The 18,322-nt window shown below is 30.3% G+C and carries 16 protein-coding genes and 2 pseudogenes; 4 read left to right on the top strand and 14 right to left on the bottom strand.

Annotated features, from left to right (window positions below; all coding sequences use genetic code 11):
* The first annotated feature begins 13 nt into the window (after positions 1-13).
* A complete protein-coding gene (locus tag ABID14_RS09415) occupies positions 14-490 on the top strand; it encodes a pyridoxamine 5'-phosphate oxidase family protein (RefSeq protein WP_354369410.1) in 477 nt (158 codons plus the stop codon).
* Positions 491-604: 114 nt separating this feature from the next.
* Here ABID14_RS09415 and ABID14_RS09410 read toward each other — a convergent pair whose 3' ends face one another.
* From ABID14_RS09410 to ABID14_RS09355, 12 genes and pseudogenes are all read right to left on the bottom strand, one after another.
* Positions 605-1,042 (bottom strand): GNAT family N-acetyltransferase, encoded by a 438-nt coding sequence (locus tag ABID14_RS09410; protein WP_354369408.1) that lies wholly within the window; start codon positions 1,040-1,042, stop codon positions 605-607.
* A gap of 669 nt (positions 1,043-1,711) precedes the next feature.
* Positions 1,712-2,050: a VanZ family protein gene (locus ABID14_RS09405; protein WP_354369406.1), complete on the bottom strand. Its 339-nt coding sequence runs from the start codon at positions 2,048-2,050 to the stop codon at positions 1,712-1,714.
* A gap of 309 nt (positions 2,051-2,359) precedes the next feature.
* A pseudogene (locus ABID14_RS09400) lies at positions 2,360-2,830 on the bottom strand (lysine--tRNA ligase); the annotation flags it as partial.
* Positions 2,831-2,974: 144 nt separating this feature from the next.
* Positions 2,975-4,210, bottom strand: coding sequence for a site-specific integrase (locus ABID14_RS09395; protein WP_005956591.1), 1,236 nt, complete (start codon positions 4,208-4,210; stop codon positions 2,975-2,977).
* Positions 4,211-4,287: 77 nt separating this feature from the next.
* On the bottom strand, positions 4,288-4,557 hold the full coding sequence (locus ABID14_RS09390; protein WP_005956584.1) for an excisionase: 270 nt from the start codon (positions 4,555-4,557) through the stop codon (positions 4,288-4,290).
* A 375-nt stretch (positions 4,558-4,932) separates the two neighbouring features.
* The gene (locus ABID14_RS09385; RefSeq protein WP_009345230.1) at positions 4,933-5,343 is read right to left on the bottom strand and encodes a sigma factor-like helix-turn-helix DNA-binding protein; all 411 of its coding nucleotides are present in this window, start codon (positions 5,341-5,343) and stop codon (positions 4,933-4,935) included.
* Positions 5,344-5,741: 398 nt separating this feature from the next.
* Positions 5,742-7,466, bottom strand: coding sequence for an ABC transporter ATP-binding protein (locus ABID14_RS09380; RefSeq protein WP_094208730.1), 1,725 nt, complete (start codon positions 7,464-7,466; stop codon positions 5,742-5,744).
* A complete protein-coding gene (locus tag ABID14_RS09375; RefSeq protein WP_019132793.1) occupies positions 7,466-9,208 on the bottom strand; it encodes an ABC transporter ATP-binding protein in 1,743 nt (580 codons plus the stop codon). The genes ABID14_RS09380 and ABID14_RS09375 overlap by 1 nt, the downstream gene beginning before the upstream one ends.
* Positions 9,209-9,224: 16 nt before the next feature.
* Entirely contained in the window at positions 9,225-9,836 is a 612-nt protein-coding gene (locus ABID14_RS09370) for a TetR/AcrR family transcriptional regulator (protein ID WP_055318213.1), read from the bottom strand.
* Between the two features lie 169 nt (positions 9,837-10,005).
* A complete protein-coding gene (locus ABID14_RS09365; RefSeq protein WP_019132795.1) occupies positions 10,006-11,490 on the bottom strand; it encodes an ABC transporter ATP-binding protein in 1,485 nt (494 codons plus the stop codon).
* The gene (locus ABID14_RS09360; protein ID WP_055318214.1) at positions 11,487-12,230 is read right to left on the bottom strand and encodes an energy-coupling factor transporter transmembrane component T; all 744 of its coding nucleotides are present in this window, start codon (positions 12,228-12,230) and stop codon (positions 11,487-11,489) included. The genes ABID14_RS09365 and ABID14_RS09360 overlap by 4 nt, the downstream gene beginning before the upstream one ends.
* Positions 12,230-12,841, bottom strand: a complete 612-nt coding sequence (locus ABID14_RS09355; protein ID WP_019132797.1) for an MptD family putative ECF transporter S component — start codon at positions 12,839-12,841, stop codon at positions 12,230-12,232. Before ABID14_RS09355 ends, ABID14_RS09360 begins: the two co-directional genes overlap by 1 nt.
* A gap of 264 nt (positions 12,842-13,105) precedes the next feature.
* On the opposite strand from ABID14_RS09355, the gene ABID14_RS09350 reads away from it, so the two are divergent.
* The 3 genes from ABID14_RS09350 to ABID14_RS09340 all read left to right on the top strand — a co-directional run bounded on the left by ABID14_RS09350 (position 13,106) and on the right by ABID14_RS09340 (position 16,069).
* Positions 13,106-14,098, top strand: coding sequence for a helix-turn-helix domain-containing protein (locus ABID14_RS09350; RefSeq protein ID WP_019132798.1), 993 nt, complete (start codon positions 13,106-13,108; stop codon positions 14,096-14,098).
* A gap of 281 nt (positions 14,099-14,379) precedes the next feature.
* Positions 14,380-14,736 (top strand): plasmid mobilization protein, encoded by a 357-nt coding sequence (locus ABID14_RS09345; protein ID WP_094208731.1) that lies wholly within the window; start codon positions 14,380-14,382, stop codon positions 14,734-14,736.
* 1 nt (position 14,737) lies between these two features.
* Positions 14,738-16,069, top strand: coding sequence for a relaxase/mobilization nuclease domain-containing protein (locus tag ABID14_RS09340; protein WP_094208732.1), 1,332 nt, complete (start codon positions 14,738-14,740; stop codon positions 16,067-16,069).
* Positions 16,070-16,179: 110 nt separating this feature from the next.
* Here ABID14_RS09340 and ABID14_RS09335 read toward each other — a convergent pair whose 3' ends face one another.
* Complete coding sequence (locus ABID14_RS09335; RefSeq protein ID WP_094208733.1) at positions 16,180-16,836, bottom strand: DNA-binding protein; 657 nt, start codon at positions 16,834-16,836, stop codon at positions 16,180-16,182.
* A gap of 43 nt (positions 16,837-16,879) precedes the next feature.
* Positions 16,880-18,322 (bottom strand): annotated as a pseudogene (locus ABID14_RS09330) (helicase-related protein); the annotation flags it as partial.

Raw genomic sequence — 18,322 nt, 5'->3', positions numbered from 1 at the left:
TAAAGGGTGTAAAATGTTTAGAAATATTAGAAAAAAGAAAAATGAAATATCAATAGAAAATTGTAAAGAATTATTAAAGAAAAACAAAAGAGGAGTCCTTTCACTCATAGGCGATGAAGGCTATCCCTATTCATTTCCAATAAATTTCTATTACGAAGAAAAAGAAAATAAAATATACTTTCACAGTTCCAAAAAAGGATATAAAATAGAAAGCATAAAAAACGAAAATAAAAGTTGTTTTGTCACTTATGATGAAGGAACAATCTCAGAAGACGGATGGTCTTATTATATATCAAGTTGTATAACATTTGGCAAAATAGATATGATTTATGATGAAAAAATAGCTTTAGAAAAGATAAGGACATTTGCATCAAAATATTATCCTAATAAAGAAGATATAAACGATGCAATAGAAAGAAGCTTCAAAGCGGTACAAATTTTTTCATTAAAAATAGAGCATATGAGTGGAAAAAGAGTGCAAGAAAAATAATAAAAAAAGCCTCTAAATTAGAGGTTTTTACTTAATAGAAATAAAAATTCAAGCAAGTGATAGATTTAATTTTATCAAAACAGTAAAATTTACAAAAAATAATTATCAAAAGAATTATAAAATAATCTCCATGCCAATATGCTCTATATCATCTTCCAAAAATTTTTCACCAACAATAGCAAATCCAAACTGTTCATAAAAACCAATAGCATAAACTTGCGCTTCCAAAAATATCTTGTTGTATTTTTTCATTTCTTCTATAAAAGTTATAGCATTTAACATTAGCATATTGCCCAGTCCATTTTTCTTATACTTACTTATAACTCTACCAATACGAACAATACTCTTATCACAATCATCAGCAAAAACCCTAAGATATGCCACAATCTCTTTTTCAGATTTATAGAAAATATGCACACTCTCATAATCCTTGCCATCCAACTCATGATAAGCACAATTCTGCTCGACCACAAAAATATCAACTCTAAGTTTTAAAATTTCATAAAGCTCTTTAGTGGTGAGCTCATCAAAACACTTAATAAAAAGATTCATAAAACCCAACCTTTTAAAAAATTATCATTTAAATAATTATATAAAATATATTTTATTTTTTCAAAATATTTAAAAATATATATAGTGGTTAAATTTAGTTTCATACTCCAGTTTGGTTAGATTTTATTGCTATGGTCGCTATAGGTTTACAATCGCACATGAAATATTTATATTCCAGTTTGGTTAGATTTTAATGATGGGCGACTCAATCTAAATCGTATCAATATCGTGCATTTATATCCCGGCATGAAGATATTTAATTTGATTATATCATATTAAAAATTGATAAAATCCATATATAATTGTATAAAAAGAATAAGTCATTTAAAACCAAAACTGGTATAATGTTTTTGATTAAAATAAAATAACCAATAGGAAACAAATGAACTAATTACATTTTACAATTAATAAATAAGAAATACAAAACATAATTAATCAGATTAAAGAATGGTTCATTATACAAGAAGATTGAACAAGATATAGAAATAATATTCCAAAGAAGTCTTTAGTTTATAAAAATTCCTTGGAAATATTTCTGTTAAATATAAATTGGTTGGCTTGTTTTATCAAATGAAAAACATTATTCTTATTGTCTAAAAATTTCTTTCTATACTAATATTCAATATTCCATAGCTGATTTTTATAAGTTTATCATTAAATATTCTATATTCACTTATTTTTTGAGCACAAATTTGCTAGTCCAATTCCAATTGCTCCTCCTAATGAATTTGTGATTAAATCAGTTATATCTGTAGCTCCAATTGCTAGTATATACTGTGTAACTTCAAATATGAGACTTATTGCTGCAAGAATTGATATTTCTTTAAATGTTTTTATTTTAAATGCTTTTTCAAACAGAAAACCTAAGGGTACAAAAACTAAAATATTTAAAAAAGCTTCAAACAAAGGAATATCTCCTTTTATCACATTTTCATAATGGAAAGGTATTAAATTAATATCTCTAACTTTATGAATATTTGCAATGGAAAAATTTAATTTAAATACCACTAATCATATAAGCAATAAGAAGTATACAAAGAATAGTATTTTTAAAATCTTATTCTTTTTCACTATTTTATCCCCCTCATAAAATATTTCAGCTGCATTCTATACTATAGATTTTATTTTTCTTATATTTAATAAATCTAAGTAATTATTTTTTATATTTAGAATTTGAATCGCCTGTTATAATACCTTTTCTATATAATATTTATTATATCAAATAATTCTTATATTCCAGAAAATAAACTTATTAAGAATATTAGGCAATAAAAAAAGACTGAAGTTTTTACCTCAGCCTTTCATTTTTATTTATTGTTAATATATTTTTGCTCCTGCTGGTATTCTATTTGAAACCATTAGAAGATTTAGTTTTTCTTCGCCTTCTTCTTCGTGAATTGCTGATAGTAACATTCCACATGAGTTAATTCCCATCATTTTTCTTGGTGGCAAGTTAACTATTGCAATAAGTGTTCTGCCTAGAAGTTCTTCTGGTGTGTAATAATTTTTAATTCCTGATAGTATTATTCTATCTTCGCCTGAGCCATCATCTAATGTAAATTTTAAAAGTTTTTTTGACTTTGGAACTTCTTCGCAAGCTTTTACTTTTACAGCTCTAAAGTCAGATTTTGAAAATGTTTCAAAGTCTACCATATCTTCAAATAGTGGTTCTACTTTTACTTTAGATAAATCTATTTCTTCTTCAACATTTTCTTCGATCATAGCTTTTGCTACTGGTTTATTATTTGTTTCTTTTTCTTCTGCTAATGGCTTCATTGTTGGGAAAATCCCCTTTACTTTAGATAATTGTCTAAATCTCTATAAAAGTCTATTTTATGGTACTTCTCCATTTACGACAATTTGCTAACTCTCTATAAGTGCCTATAGATTTCTAGCAAATTGTCGTAAATTTGTCGTAAGCTGTCGTAAATTCTAAAATATAAATTTCATTGCTTTTTCAAATTCTCCCATCTGTTCTATCTTAAAGTCCTCTGTAGCATCTACATATATATCCATTGTTGTACTAATATCAGAATGACCTAGAATAGACTGCATTGCTTTTGTATTTATATTTTGTTCATTAAGCCTTGTAGTAAAGGTGTGTCTGAAAATGTGATTGCTTAAATGTGGAACTAATAGAATATCATTAGAGTTCGATTTATTTTTATCCATTATACTTAAATTGCAATCTCTAACAATTCTTCTTAAAGCTTTATTAAGTGTTCCATTATTGTGAACCTTTCCGAATCTATTTAAAAATACAAAGTCTTTAAATCCATCGATTGAATCACAACATTCGATTCCAAAAGTTTTTTGTAACTCTCTTTCCATAAGAAAAGCATCTTTTACTTTTTGAACCATAGGAATACTTCGCTTACCTGATTCTGTCTTCGGTGTATTAATAGCATATCTATTGTTTAATCCTTTACCTTTACTATAATATACCAAAGTCCTATTTACATTTATAAGACCATTATCAAAATCTAGATCGTCCCATTGCAATCCTGTGACTTCTCCAACTCTCATGCCTGTCCAAAGCATAACAATGAATATTGGATACCATTTTTTATATTCATCACTATTAGATAAATATTCTTCAAATAGCACCTGTTCTTCTATTGTCATGGCTTTTTTCTTCGGAGATTCATTTCGATAAGCTACTTTCAGTTCCTTTAAAGCATTGTCAGACGGATTAAACCTTATATATTCGTCATCCACTGCTAATTCTAAAACCTGATGTAAGACAGTATGAACACAATCTATGGTAGAAACCATCAATCCCTGATCTTCCTTTAATCTGTTATAAAAACTTCTAACATCAGATCTTTTAATATCAGATAGTTTAATGCGACCAAAAGTCGGTTCTACAAATTGTTGATACATATAGATGTAATTTTTAAAGGTATTATCCTTTAAACCTCTTTTTACCTTTGTCCATAGCTTAAAAGTATCATTTACAGACAAGCTACTTCCTTCGTTGTTGATTCCATCTATAGTATTGCGTAAAATATCTAATTCTTTTTCTCTTAATTCTTTTAGAGTTTTCGCATAGATAGATTTTCTACGACCTATTTTGTCTTGCCACTTAAATTCATAAGTGCCATTTGACCTTTGATATTCACCGTCTTTTAAAACAACCCCTTTACTATCTTTGCGTCTTTTTACCATAAAAATTCTCCTTTTTTGATAAAAGACACGCTATAATTATTATACCGCATTAAGCGTGTTTTATATATAGTTTTAGATTAAATAGAGAACTGTCTATTTAAATATTCTTCCATTAACTTTTTCTTAATAAGACGCTTACTACCATTAAATAATACAAAATCGCAATCATCTTCATCCGTTAATTGTCTAACTTTATCTTGACCAATATTAAAATATTCAGATGCTTCTTTTAATGTTAGAAATGCTTTCTCAGAAACACGAACACCTTTTATATTTTCGTTAATCATAAATCCTCCAAATAATATATTTAAAATATTTATTTTAATATTTTTAAAGTTTTTTGACATTGACAAGTGCCTTGGATTAGCAACATAGGAATCTCACCTCCGCCTCTGTTCAGGATGAGCCGGCTTCAACCTTAGAAGTATCATTATCCTCATTTTCTTCTAAGCGGATAGGGTATCCATCCCTATATTCAAACTCTTACTTATCGCTCCCTTTCTTCTTCCCTTGCTTTTAGCTTAGCAGTACTTGTTTTGCCGAATTATTCAGCAGAAAGATCTTGGCGAATAGGTTATCACGCTCCAAAAATGATTAATGTCTTGTCTTGGTCTATTTAATTGTTATGGTTCAAGTATTGTTTAAATTTCTTTTAACATAGAAAGAGGACAAAACTCCCCTCACTTTATAAAGGAAAATTTGCCCTCTTTGGTAACCAGAAACTATATTTCTTCTATAAATTTCTTTAGTTTTTCTAAAATCTTATCTCGCCTTTTTATTAAAGCAGGATGTGATATATTTTGAGTCTTTGCTACTGCACGAAGTGTTTCATCATTGAAATATAATCTTTCGATTATTTCCCGTTCCTCCTCATTTAACTTTGACATAGCATTTCTTAGTGCTTCAATCATTATTTGTGTAGCTACAACTTTTTCAACATCAACATTTTTATCTTCTAGATTATTTTCAAAATTCCCATCGTGATTTAGAGATGAAAAAAAGAGCAAGTGGTTTTTCTTGTCCACCTGCTCCAAATACTTTTCGTGTTCTTTTTCTCGCCAGTAGACTTTATATATCTGCTCGCTGACTTTAACCCTTTGTCCGTTGACATAAAGGTAATACTCTTTTGCCATAAAGTTTCCTCCATTTCTTTTTTGTCTATTTGTTATTCAGACAAAAAAGGAGGACTCCTGCATCTTGGCATAAGAAGTCCTCTGAAATGAAAGAAATCCGTTCTTTCTTTTACTATATTTAATTGTTTAGACGAGAATATATAAAGACAGACAACTACAAGAATTATAGAAAAAAGGAGTATTTTTATTCCATTTCAATTCTACAAGGTAACTTATACACTTGTTCATCTCCCTTTCCCTCCGTTCATTATAGATAAATATAAGCATCATAAGTACTCCATAAATAAGTGGATAAAGACCAATAACTATCATTGTTATTACTGCTGGAATAGATAACTGAAAGAATAAATCTATCGGTCTTTTGCTATTAATTGTTCTTTCATATTTAACTATTTCTCCTAATACGAATACATTTCAGTCAAATCAGATTTTTCAATCATATTTCTATATAACTGTGATTCATTATAAATTTCATCATGTGTACCATTTGACACAACTTTGCCCTCATCAAGCAAAATTATCTGGTTTACATTTTGAATAGATTTTAATCTATGTGAAATAATGACAACCGTTTTATTCTTTATAAGTTTATTTAATCCTTCTTGAATTTTTGCTTCATTTTCTACATCCAATGAAGCTGCAATTTCGTCAAGAAGAATAATTGGTGCATCTTTCAAAATGGCTCTTGCAATTGAAATTCTCTGTCTTTCACCTCCTGATAATTTTGCCCCATTTTCTCCCACAATTGTTTGTATGCCCTCAGGAAGCCTGTCTATAATTTCTTGACAACCGGCAATTCGAGCTACTTCTCTCACTTCATCGTCCGTTGCATTCGTATTTCCTATGCGTATATTTTCCATAATAGAAGTGTTAAACAGCACAACATCTTGAAATACGACTGAAATTTTTTTAAATAAGCACTCAGTATCTACTGTTTTAATATCATGACCCCCAATTAAAATCCGACCGCTATCATAATCGTAAAGTCTTGACATCAATTTTAATAATGTTGATTTTCCACAACCTGATGGTCCAATAAGTGCAGTAATTTGGTTCTGTTTTGCTGTAAAAGTAACATTATTGATAACTTTCTTATTTTTCCCTGAATATGAGAAATCCACATTTTGAAAACTAATATCATAATTATCAAAATCTACATTATTTCCAATTTGGGCTTTAGTATTTCTTAACTCTTTAATTCTATTAATTCTTGCATCAAGATAAAAAATTTCTCCAAGATACATATAAATACCTTCTAAACCTTCAGAGATTTTAGTTGCTGCAATAATATATCCAACTAAATATAACAAAGGCACCTCATTACTTATAAACATATGGAGTCCAACAACGCTTGTAATACCTATAGATAACTTTGTGATCCATCCAGCCAAGCTTACTGGGAAAGCTTGAACAATTTCTGCTCTCATTTGAATTTTTTCGGATTCGTCAAGCTTTTTAGAAATGTTTTCTATCGTATTTTCCTTTAATCCATAACTTTTTATTTCTTGACTCATTTCAATAGATGATTGAAATTCTTCTGAAATCTCTCTTAATTTTTCGTAATGATTTCCTCTCACCTTTATTTGGCTTTTTTTTGATAAATATAAAATACCTGCTGAAATAATCAGTGGAAGTAACACACAAATTCCAAGTTTAAAATCTCCTATTAACATCATCACGCCTATCACAATGAAAAAGTAAACATAGCCAATTGTATGACCTATTGCGTGAGCTAAAGCATGTTCAATTGCCGCAACATCTGCCATAACTGTCTGTGAAAGATCAGAGATATCATGTTTTGAAAAATAATCTAATGGCAATTTTTTTAGTATATCCGCTATTTCGATTCTTAAATTGGCAGATTCTTTATAAGTTTCGTTATATGTGGTTTTATAATTCATATTTGTTGCCACATAAACAAGTATTATGATTATCCCAATTCCTAAAACATAAGTTTCAAGTCCATGCCCTTTATTTTCTAAAATAGATTGCACAAAAAACATCATTAAAATCATTGGAAGCATATAAATAGCATAATATGCAAATGAAGACCATACGGATTTTTCCAGACCTTTTGCTCCGGCTTCAGTTAATTGAAATTTCTTTTGTAAATATTTTCTCATTACATTACCCTCCAATCATTTGCTTTTTCATACAAGTTTTGAAGTTCTCTATATCTTCCATTTAAATTCATTAGATTTGTATCATTACCTCGCTCAATAACTTTGCCATTTTCAATGAACAATATCTCATCAACATTTCTAATTGAAGATAATCTGTGAGCAATCATAATGGTTGTTTTCCCTTTCATTAAATTTGAAAAAGCTTGTTGAAGTTCATACTCGTTTTCGGGATCTGCGGCAGCTGAAGCTTCATCGAGTATAATAATCTTAGATTTTTTCAAAATAGCTCTTGCAATGGCAACCCTTTGTACTTCACCACCTGATAAATGCACTCCCTTTGAGCCTATAATGGTATTCTCCTTTTCAGGAAATTTTGCCAAAATACTTTCGCACTTTGCCAAATGCAGAGCATTCATAATTTCTTCTCTTGTCGCATTTTGGTCACCCATTTTTACATTTTCATAAATAGAGGCTTTAAATAATTTTGAGTTTTGAAATACAAATGAAATATTTTGAAGTAATGTTTCCTCGCTATATTCTCGTATATCATAACCACCAATTTTTATACTGCCACTATTTAAAGAATAAAAACCTGATATCAATTTCGCTATCGTTGACTTCCCTGACCCAGATGGTCCAACTAAAGCAAAAGTTTTTCCCTCATCTAACTTAAAGCTCAAATTTTCTATAATATATTTTTCATCATATTTAAAGAAAACCCTATCAAACTCAATATCATAATGTTTAAATTCTTTTCTTTCACCATGTTCTAATTTTTCATTCTTCATTCCATCTATCAAATTCTCTAAACGATCTATTACCTGTCCGGCATTAAAGTTATTTTGTGAAGCAAACATAACTTTCATAAATGATGAAAATATAACCCCAGAAAAACAAGTAAAGAAGATTACTTTTGCAAGAATCATCCCAGCTTGTTCTCCTTTTGTTATAAAATACATACTGCAAGGAATACATATCAAATAATAGGTATTAAATAACGTTTGAAATGACACATACGGCTTTCTGCAACTTAAGGAATATTCATAAGTGTTTTTTGAGTATTGGAGAATTGCATCCAATAAACTTTTATAGGAACGAACGGTTATCCCAAAAATCTTCAATACTTGCATTCCTCTAACATATTCAATTATCTCTGAACTCATTTTCTCCAGAGAATTAGAATATGCCATCATAAATTCTTCTCCACCATACATTGATTTGTATTGAAAAATACCTACTACAATTGTTATAGCCAACAAAATACCAAGTCTATAATCAACAGCAAAGGTCATAATAAACATTAAAATTGGCAACATTCCTGCAACAACATTATCAGGAATCAAATGTGCCACTGTAGAATGTGTTTCTCCAGCATTATCGTCAATAATCTTTCTTACTTTCCCTGACGGATTCGTATCAAAGAAAGCAAAAGAAGCATTGATTAGATTTTTTAACCCAGTTTTTCTGATATTTGTTTCTAATCTAAAACCAAGCATATGTGATACCATCAATGCCACAAAGTAAATAACTCCATACGATACCATATAGATTACAATCAATTTACTATCTTTTATAGCCGCACTATAATCTTTGGTAACTAATAATTCGCAAAACAAATCCCACAAATACCAGTAAGAAGCCATTAAACATATTGTGGAAATAGCAGCTAATAGCATTGAACCATATGCGAATGTTTTTCTTTCAGGAACATACTTAAATAATTTTTTGTATAATTTAAACATTTTTCTTCTCCAAATCTTATATTCTCAGCAAATCTTTCCATCCAGCATAGAAAAATTTTTTAACGTGTTGAATGTAAATATTAGCTTCATTTAAATTCATATTTTGGGAAAGAGGTACTAAAATTCCCTTTATATATGAACTGACTAATATATGAACAAGTTCATACAAAATAAATTCATCTACATCACTTTTATTGTTAGTTCTAATAAATTGTATGGTTGCATCTGTAATTATTTTAGAAATTTCATCAAAATAGAACTCATATTTTGTTCCACCTGATAAATTTAAAATCATTAAAAATTCTTCCTTGTATTCATATATCAATCCAATAAATCTATCTTCATTCTCCCAATTTTTAAAGACACAATTTATTTGCTCCTCTTTGGGTAATTTTTTGTAATCTCTATGTTCTTTATCAAGGAATTCTTTGAGTCTATTTGCGGGTTTTTCAACTAGGCTATTAAATAAATCTTCTTTAGTACTAAATCTCTTGTATAACGCTCCAGTAGTTATGCCTGCATTTTTACAAATTACATTTAAAGAAGTTTTTTCAAACCCATTTCGTTTAAATTCTTTTTTTGCATTTTCCAATAATCTAGGAGTAATGCTAATATCTTGGTTCGCCATAAAATTCCCCCTTGTACATTGATAATAGTACTATCAATTATGTTATTTTTTTTGCAAGAGGCATCTTAGTACCTCTTGCAAAAGCAAAATCAAAACAAACAATCAAAGTTGCTGATTTATTTTGTCCATTATTTTAAAAAAGAACCTAAAGCTTAATTCATCATTTCATCTACATGTAAACCTGATTCCAAAATTCTTGAAGTGTCTCCTGTATTGCCATATCATCTATATTTCCAATACATTTTACTTCCCCACATTCAAGAAATAGAATATAATCACAGCATCTTGAAACAAGCTCCGAATCATGCGTAATCACAAATTGCGTTCGTCTCGCCGCCTTCATACGCTTTATAGCATCTGCCACCTCAATCATATGCATATAATCAAGTCCACTAGTTGGTTCATCATATAGGAGAAATCTTTTATCAGATGCAAGCGCACTAGCCATTGCAACACGTTGTTTTTGCCCTCCGGACAAAGACATGGGATGAGAGTCTTTAAATTCTTCCAACCCTAACTCTTTCAGAATAATATTTGTTCTTTTCTCCTGTTCTTCATGAGACAATCCTAACCTCTCCATAGATAACCTGACTTCTTCAAATACACTTTCGGTAAAAAGCTGCTGATTTACATCCTGCATAACAATATAAGTACTTTCGATTCGATTTTTTCTTTTAAAACTTTCTCCATTTAGAAAGATATCCCCTTTCGACCTTTTTTCCAAACCACAGAAAGCATGTCCGAAAGTAGATTTACCTGCTCCATTGTTTCCAACAATGCCGATAATAGAGTTTTCCGGAAGGTTTATATAAGGAATAGAAAGAGCCGGTTTATTTTCTCCTTTGTAAGTATAACTAAAATCAACAAACTCTATTTTTCCAGCATTATCCGTTGCTCTATTCTCTTTTTGAAATTCAGGCTTACTTCTAAGCCCCATAATTTTTAATTGTTCTTTACTGATTTTCTTAAATTGTTCTATTGTATAATCATTTATAATTCGTCCATTTTTCATATATATCACACGATCAGCTAAATCCATAAGCCATTCCAAACGATGTTCAGCAATTATCACCGTTTTTCTATCCTGCTTCCATTTTTTAATAATCTTTCGCAGCTGTGCGATAGTATGCGTGTCTAAATTGGAAGTAGGCTCGTCCATAACGACTATTGGAGGATTAGGTGCTATAGCGGAAGCACAAGCAACCCTCTGTTTTTCCCCGCCAGATAGAGAAAAAAGACTTTTCCCTAGCAATGCAGTAATATCAAGAGCCTCAACAATATTTTCAAAACGTTCAAAAATAAGTTGTTTCTCCATTCCGAGATTTTCACATGTGAATACTACTTCTGTATCTGTTTTAACTGTATAAAACTGGGATTTTGGATTCTGAAATACTGATCCTACATAATACGCTAGCTGATACAGTTCACATTCAGCTACATTGTTTCCGCAAACAAAAACTTCACCTGACATTTCCCCTTCATAAAAATGCGGAACTAGACCATTTATCATTCTTGTAAGAGTTGTTTTTCCACAACCAGATTCACCACAAAGCAGGACAACTTGACCTTCCGGAATATTTAAGCTCACATCTCGCATACCATTATTTCTCTGCCCGTTCTTATATACAAAACTTGCATTTTCAAATTTAATCATAAAGCCCCCTTTTGCTTGAACATAAGAATAAAATAAAGGATATAAAAAATAATTAAACTGCCGAAAACAAGATAGTCTCTCCACGTAAACCCAATATTACTTACATTAGTTCTTTCATTAGGTGCTGCAAGTCCCCTTGTAAGTGCAGAAGCAGCCAAATCATTACCAATAGATACAATGCTTGTTAAAAATGGAACCATCCTAAACTCTAACATCATAAGAGGGTTGCGAAAAGAACCTATCCCTCGCAATTTCATAGCATCTCGCACATTTACATATTCTTCTCTAATGGTAGGAAAAAAACGAAATGTTACCGAAATAGGAATTGTAAGTTTTTTCGTAACATGCATTCTATCCATAGCTGCAATAAACTCGCCTACAGATGTTGTTGAAAAAATAAAATATGCCATCATATAACCAGGAATAATTTCTACCGAAAATGCAATTATTCCCGTAAACAAGAGGTTAAACCAAGTTGGTAAATGCGGTGCAAGAAGATCTGGAACAAATAGTGCAAAAAGATACAAAGCAAAAAAATAAACTACTGCTCGCACCTTCTTTAAAACAATCAAAAAAACAAACGGCAAAAGTGAAAGTATCGTGTGAAAAACTTTTAAGTATCCAACAGGAGAACCACTGAGCAAAGTAGTTGATACAAGCAAACACATCAATATCTTTGTTCGTGGATCAAGATATAGTTTATCCGCCGTTGCATTTTTCTGATATAGTTCAGAAATCATTACACCAACCCGCTTCTTTCAAAATGTTTCCTCAAAACCTTACGACCAATCATCCCGCCAAGAAAGCCGCCCACAAAGCAAGAAACAATCAAAAGAGGGAATAACCACCAGTTACTATGAAACCATCCATAAACAGAATACATAAATGTTTCTCCATAGCTAGCTGCCTTATTCTTTAACCATTCCTGACTCGCTGTGAGCCAATGTACATAATTTCCCGCAATACATATACTCGATACTGCATATGCAAGAACACACCCCATGCTCTTTTGGTATTTGGAAGCTTTCAAAATAAGTTCTCCAACAATTCCTGTTATGATTGCCCAAATCAATAGATCATATCCCATTCCTGTTAAAATCATGGCAATCCCAATTACTGCCTGTAAAATTATTAGCATTCCAAATTTCTTTATCTTTGTAAAATAAAGCATCATTGGAATACCTTCTACAAATGGGACAACAAAAGTGAGAAGTAAAAAGCCAATTGGAATCAACCCCAAAGTGCATGCGACTGCAATAATAATAACCACATAAATCGCTGAAAAAATCCCAGCATTGATTAAATCTTTACCATTTAATCTGTTTGGATTCAAACCTTTCTTATCTGTCATGTAATACATCCTCCTTAATTTTTTATATTTACGCTTGATACTCAAGAAACATCATTTAGTATTTTATCCAATACATATTATTAATTTATAAACTCATTTTACTTGATTTCCCTTGTGGTTCAGCATATAATATATACAAAAGGTTAGACCTAGCTAACTCATATATTTATTATAATATGCAAAGTTATCCTTTGCAATATCTCCAAATTTTGTTTGGACATTATACTAAAAATTTTGGACATTTTATAAAAAGGAGCGCCGCAAATGTATGCTGATAAATTTTATTCCGGTTTATTTTCTCAACTAAATCTAAATCCTGATAAATCTGGTATCAAACCCAGTGGTGGTTTTACCATGGTGCCAAAAGATAGTACTGGCGAAGGATATCTATGGACATACCCTGTAAATGCATTTTGTTCTATAAATATTTACCATCTTTGTTTTTATAATGAAATGCATTACAGATATTATCACCCTAAAATGTTGGTACTTTCCCAAAGTTCATTTTATGTTGCAAGAGCAATTAAAAAAAATTCTTGTAATCAAAAAAATCAACTTATTGGTTATTACCTTGATAATGGCGAGCATGAATATATAATTCCTGCTGGGATTTGGTTAGACAGTGTTGGAGTTTCAATTTTCCCTGAATATTATGAAGAATACCTTCCAAAAATATTTCATCAAGACTTTTCTTCACTTTCAGAAATAGTCCCTCGAATTGGTACAGACCTATTTATACCAAAAATCTCAACAATACTTGATGATATTGCCACATACACACCAACATCAGAAATCTCGGAACTATTCTATGAGGCTAAAATATTAGAAATAATCGAAGCATTTTTATCTTGGAAAAGCAATGCTGTTCACAATGTTATAGACAAAGAAGATTCAGAAGCACTTCATCGTCTTGGTCACTATTTAGAACAAAACTTTTCCAATCCAACGAACATTCAAATGTATGCACGCATGTGCAATATGAGCAAATCTAAACTGTCTGAACTATTTCACTCAATATATGGATATACAATTGTAGAATTTATTAAGAACTGCCGCATAGATAAAGCAAAAAGATTATTATTAGAAAATGATTTATCAATACAACAAATCGCTAGCGCTGTGGGGTATTCTCATCAAAGCAGTTTTACTTATATTTTCAAACAACATGTAGGATGCACGCCACGTGAATATAGAAAAGATAATTCTAATTTTCACAGCATTAGTTCTACAATTTCAACTTCTAAAAACCATTTATGATATTAACAGTTCTGTAACCTCAATCATTATCTGTATTTTGGCAATCTTTATATAGAATAGCCCACGATTATTTGTTATAATATAGTTACAAATTCAAAACTTGCTTAACGCTTGATATCTAATTTATTCTTATGTAGCTTATGTAGCAAGCACAGTAAGTGTACGGACACTTACGAAAAAATTAATGGAGCATACCTTTACGGAATGCTCCATTTTTTTAATTTTTACCTTGTTAGGGAGAACCCTAAGACCCCGAAATATATTTTATAAAGGAGAATAAGATGGCAAATAGATTTAGAAATGAAAGAATAGAAATAAAATTAACTAGAGAAGAAAAAGAAGTTTTTGAAAAGAAAATGAAACTTGCTAATTGCAAAACTATGTCCCACTTTCTTAGAAAATGCGTATTAGAAAAAGAGATTTATGTTGTAGATTTAGAACCATTTAGAAACCTACAATGGCTACTTTCAAATGCAACAAATAACATAAACCAGATTGCAAAAGCTACTAATACAACGGGAGTAATTTACAAGAAAGACATTGATTATATGCGAGAAAAAATAGAAAAATTGGCAAAAGAAATATGGCAGATCCATTCCCTACTTCTTAATAAATCAAAAGAAAGTTCTGGTGATTAGTGTGGCAATTACAAAAATACATCCGATAAAATCAACTCTAAATTTGGCAATAGATTACATTACTAAGAGCGAAAAAACTGATGAAAAAGTCTTGGTATCTTCATTCAAATGTCACCCAGCTACTGCCCATATTCAATTTTCGAAAACTCGAGAAGATAATGATACTAAGGGTACAGTTTTTGCTAGACATTTAATTCAATCTTTTCTACCTGGAGAGGTTGATCCTATAAAAGCTCACGAAATTGGAATGGAATTATGTAAGAAAATTTTAAAAGAAGATTATGAATTTGTTCTTGCAACTCATATAGATAGAGGGCATATCCATAACCATATTATTTTTAATAATGTTAATTACAAAACTGGTAAATGCTACCAATCTAATAAAAAATCTTATCATAAAATCAGGTTTCAAAGTGACGAATTATGTAAAGAAAATAAGCTTTCAGTCATTGATAAATACTATGAAGCTTACAAGAGAAAATATAAAACTGCTGGTAAATCTTGGTACGAATATGACCAAAACAAGAAAGGAAATTCTTGGAAGTCTAAACTGCAATTTGATATAGATAGAATGATTAATAAGTCTAAATCATGGGAAGATTTTTTAGAAAATATGAAGTCTATTGATTATGAAATTAAGTTTGGTAAACACATTGCTTTTCGTCATAAAGATAAGCAAAGATTTACAAGAGCGAAGACTATCGGAGAAGATTATACTGAAGATAAAATCAAAGAAAGAATAAATTTAGCAATTAAAAATAAAGCTAATCCTATTAAAAAACGTGTAGGAAATGTTATTGATATATCTACTAATGAAAAAGCTCAATCCTCAAAAGGTTACGAAGTCTGGGCAAGAAAACACAATATCAAAACAATGGCTGATTCAATAATTAAACTTAGAGAACAAGGAATTAATTCAATCACTCAGCTCGATGATCTAATCAAAAAATCTGCTGATGATAGACAAGATTTGTTAGATAAAATAAAGAAAATTGAATCTGAAATGAAGAATTTATCTCAAGATATGGAAAATATAAATACTATAAATAAGTATCGTGAAATATATAAATACCACAAGAAAAATCCTGAAGATAAGCAATTCGCTGAAGAATATTATAGTGAGCTTTCCGTCTATAAAATAGCCGCTAAAGAAATTTTAGAAAACTATAAAAAACTACCAAATACAAAAGAAATATTAACGAGACTTGATAAATTGCAAGAAAAAAAGAACACCCTTATGCAAGAGTATTCTTTGAATAAAGAACAATTTTCTGACCTTGTTCAATATAGGAAAAACTATGAAAATTATTATGGGAAAGAGGTGGAGAGGTAAAATACTCCACTTTAATTTAATTATAACATTAACTATAAGTTATTTTCTATTACTTGATATATCATTTTAAATGAGCAAAAAAATAAAGGCAGTCCGAAGACTGCCGATATTTACCTCTCTGCACCTTTGCTATGGTCCTTCTTAGTTGACTTAGTTTTGTCATCTGTCTTAAAGCTTTTTATTTGCCCTAATATGGACTTTTTATCTTTATCTTGACTCTTTACTTGTTCTTTTGCTTTTAAAAGCTTAGAAGACAAAATACGGACATTTTTATGTTCTTTCCCGTTGTTATCGATACTTGTTTTTACTTGTCCGAAGACTTTAACAAAATCTCCTTGTTTTAGGTTCTCTAAATCTTTTGTCTTATCTCCATAGGCTGAACAATTGGTATAAACTTTATTGCCATCGTCATCTTTTGAAACAATTGAAAAATTACATACTTTAAACTTTTCTCCATTTGCATTTTCTCTTTCAAGATTTTCTACTTTGCCTGCTATATTACCCACGAGATTTATGAGGTCATCTTTTTCTTCAAGTTCATTGGTATTTTCAACAATCTTACCTTGTTCTTTCATATCATCAATCATATAGTCAAAGTCATCACTTAGTAGACCTGTTGTGTCATTGTTCATATATAAAACATAGACTTCTTCAAGTGCCTTTTCATCATTAACACCTTTTTCTATACTAACAAGTGCTTTTATAAAGTCCTTGTAATTATCATTCATCATTTCCTCTAAATTTTCTCTAATATCTTTGTATTCCATATTTTCCTCCTTGTACTAAATAAGGAGAGCTATTCGCCCTCCTCTACCTTTCTTGTCCTTTTTCACTTTTTTCTTGGTTTTTATCTTTTTCTTCTTCTGATTTGAATTTTGATATTTGTCCCAATATTGATGGTTTCTCTTTCCTTGCGTGAAGATTATCCTCTACATCATAAGTTGATTCAAAATAATCACTATCTTTAAAATCATTGTCATACCTATCTGGTATTCCATCATTATCAAGATCTTTTGCTAGTGGATCATAGAAGTTTCCATCATCATCTATTTCTAGTCCTAGTGCTTGTTTTAAATCTTCTTCATCTACTGATACCAAATCATCAAAACTTGACATCTTTATGGCTTCAGTCATATCTTTAAGAGCTTGTGAATTAGATATATCTTCTTCTACAAAAGATTCTGTTTTAATAGCTACATCATCTACATACTGAGTCCATGTTTTTTCTTCCAAATTTACCTCATATTGAATAGAATGCTTACCATCAGGTGTTTCTGTATAGGCAAGTCCTATATGACTTAAATCAGTGTATAGTTTGTCGAAGTCTTCATAGCTATTAGATTCTGAAAACTCATAGTTAGAATAATCAACTATCGCCCTCTTTAAATCTTCTAATAGTGGTGACTGGTTTTCTAACTCTTCTACTTCTCCCATATCTAAAAGTTTATTAATCTCAGCTAGTCTTAGTATCTTATCCCTTAACTCATCAGCTTTTTCAAATGGTTTAGTTAATTCTACTTTGGCATTTTCTAAAGATTCTTTATAGTTTTCAAGGTTTTGATTTAATCTTTCAAGTCTTGAAGGCATTTTTTCAATGGCATTATCAAGTCTTGTTATATTGCCATCAGTAGAGTTTGAAAACTCTCCGAAGTATTCTGCTTTTCCTAGAAGTTTAAAGGTGTGAGTATTAGTCATAAAGTTATATGAAACTTGTAAGTCTAAATTTCTATATTTACCAATGACCTTGCTATCATTTATCTTTACCTTTTTTATTTCTTCTAATAGCTTCTCTCCAGCTTCTTTCTTATCTAAAATTTTATTTGCACCAAGACTGATTGAAGTAAATTTGCTATCTCCTTCTCCTAATTTTTCAACACTTGCAATATCTTCTTTAACTGCCTTTATCTCCATTTCAGTTTTTAAAATACTTTGAGGATAAATTTTATTTACCTTATCTTCAAGCTTGTATTTATTAGACTTGTAGTTTGCTTCAAGCATTTTTAGCTTTGTAACTTCGTTATCTAAATCCATTTTTTCTTTAATTAGAGGATTTCCAGTAGCCAAAGCCTTAATTTCTGAATAAGATAGACTTGCTTCATCAACATCTTCTGCAACTCTTACTGGAGTTTTTGAAGTCATAATTTGAGAAATGAATTTCTGCTTATTCTCTATTGTCTGGTCGAGTAGGTCGGGGATATTACTATCCCTTTCCCCTCTAAGAACCGTGCATGAGAGTTTCCCCTCACACGGCTC

The organism is Peptoniphilus olsenii (assembly GCF_040545475.1).
In the GTDB taxonomy this organism is placed as follows: domain Bacteria; phylum Bacillota; class Clostridia; order Tissierellales; family Peptoniphilaceae; genus Peptoniphilus_A; species Peptoniphilus_A olsenii.
The sequence above is the reverse complement of the archived record's forward strand: the minus strand, read 5'-3'. Positions and strand labels throughout refer to the sequence as shown.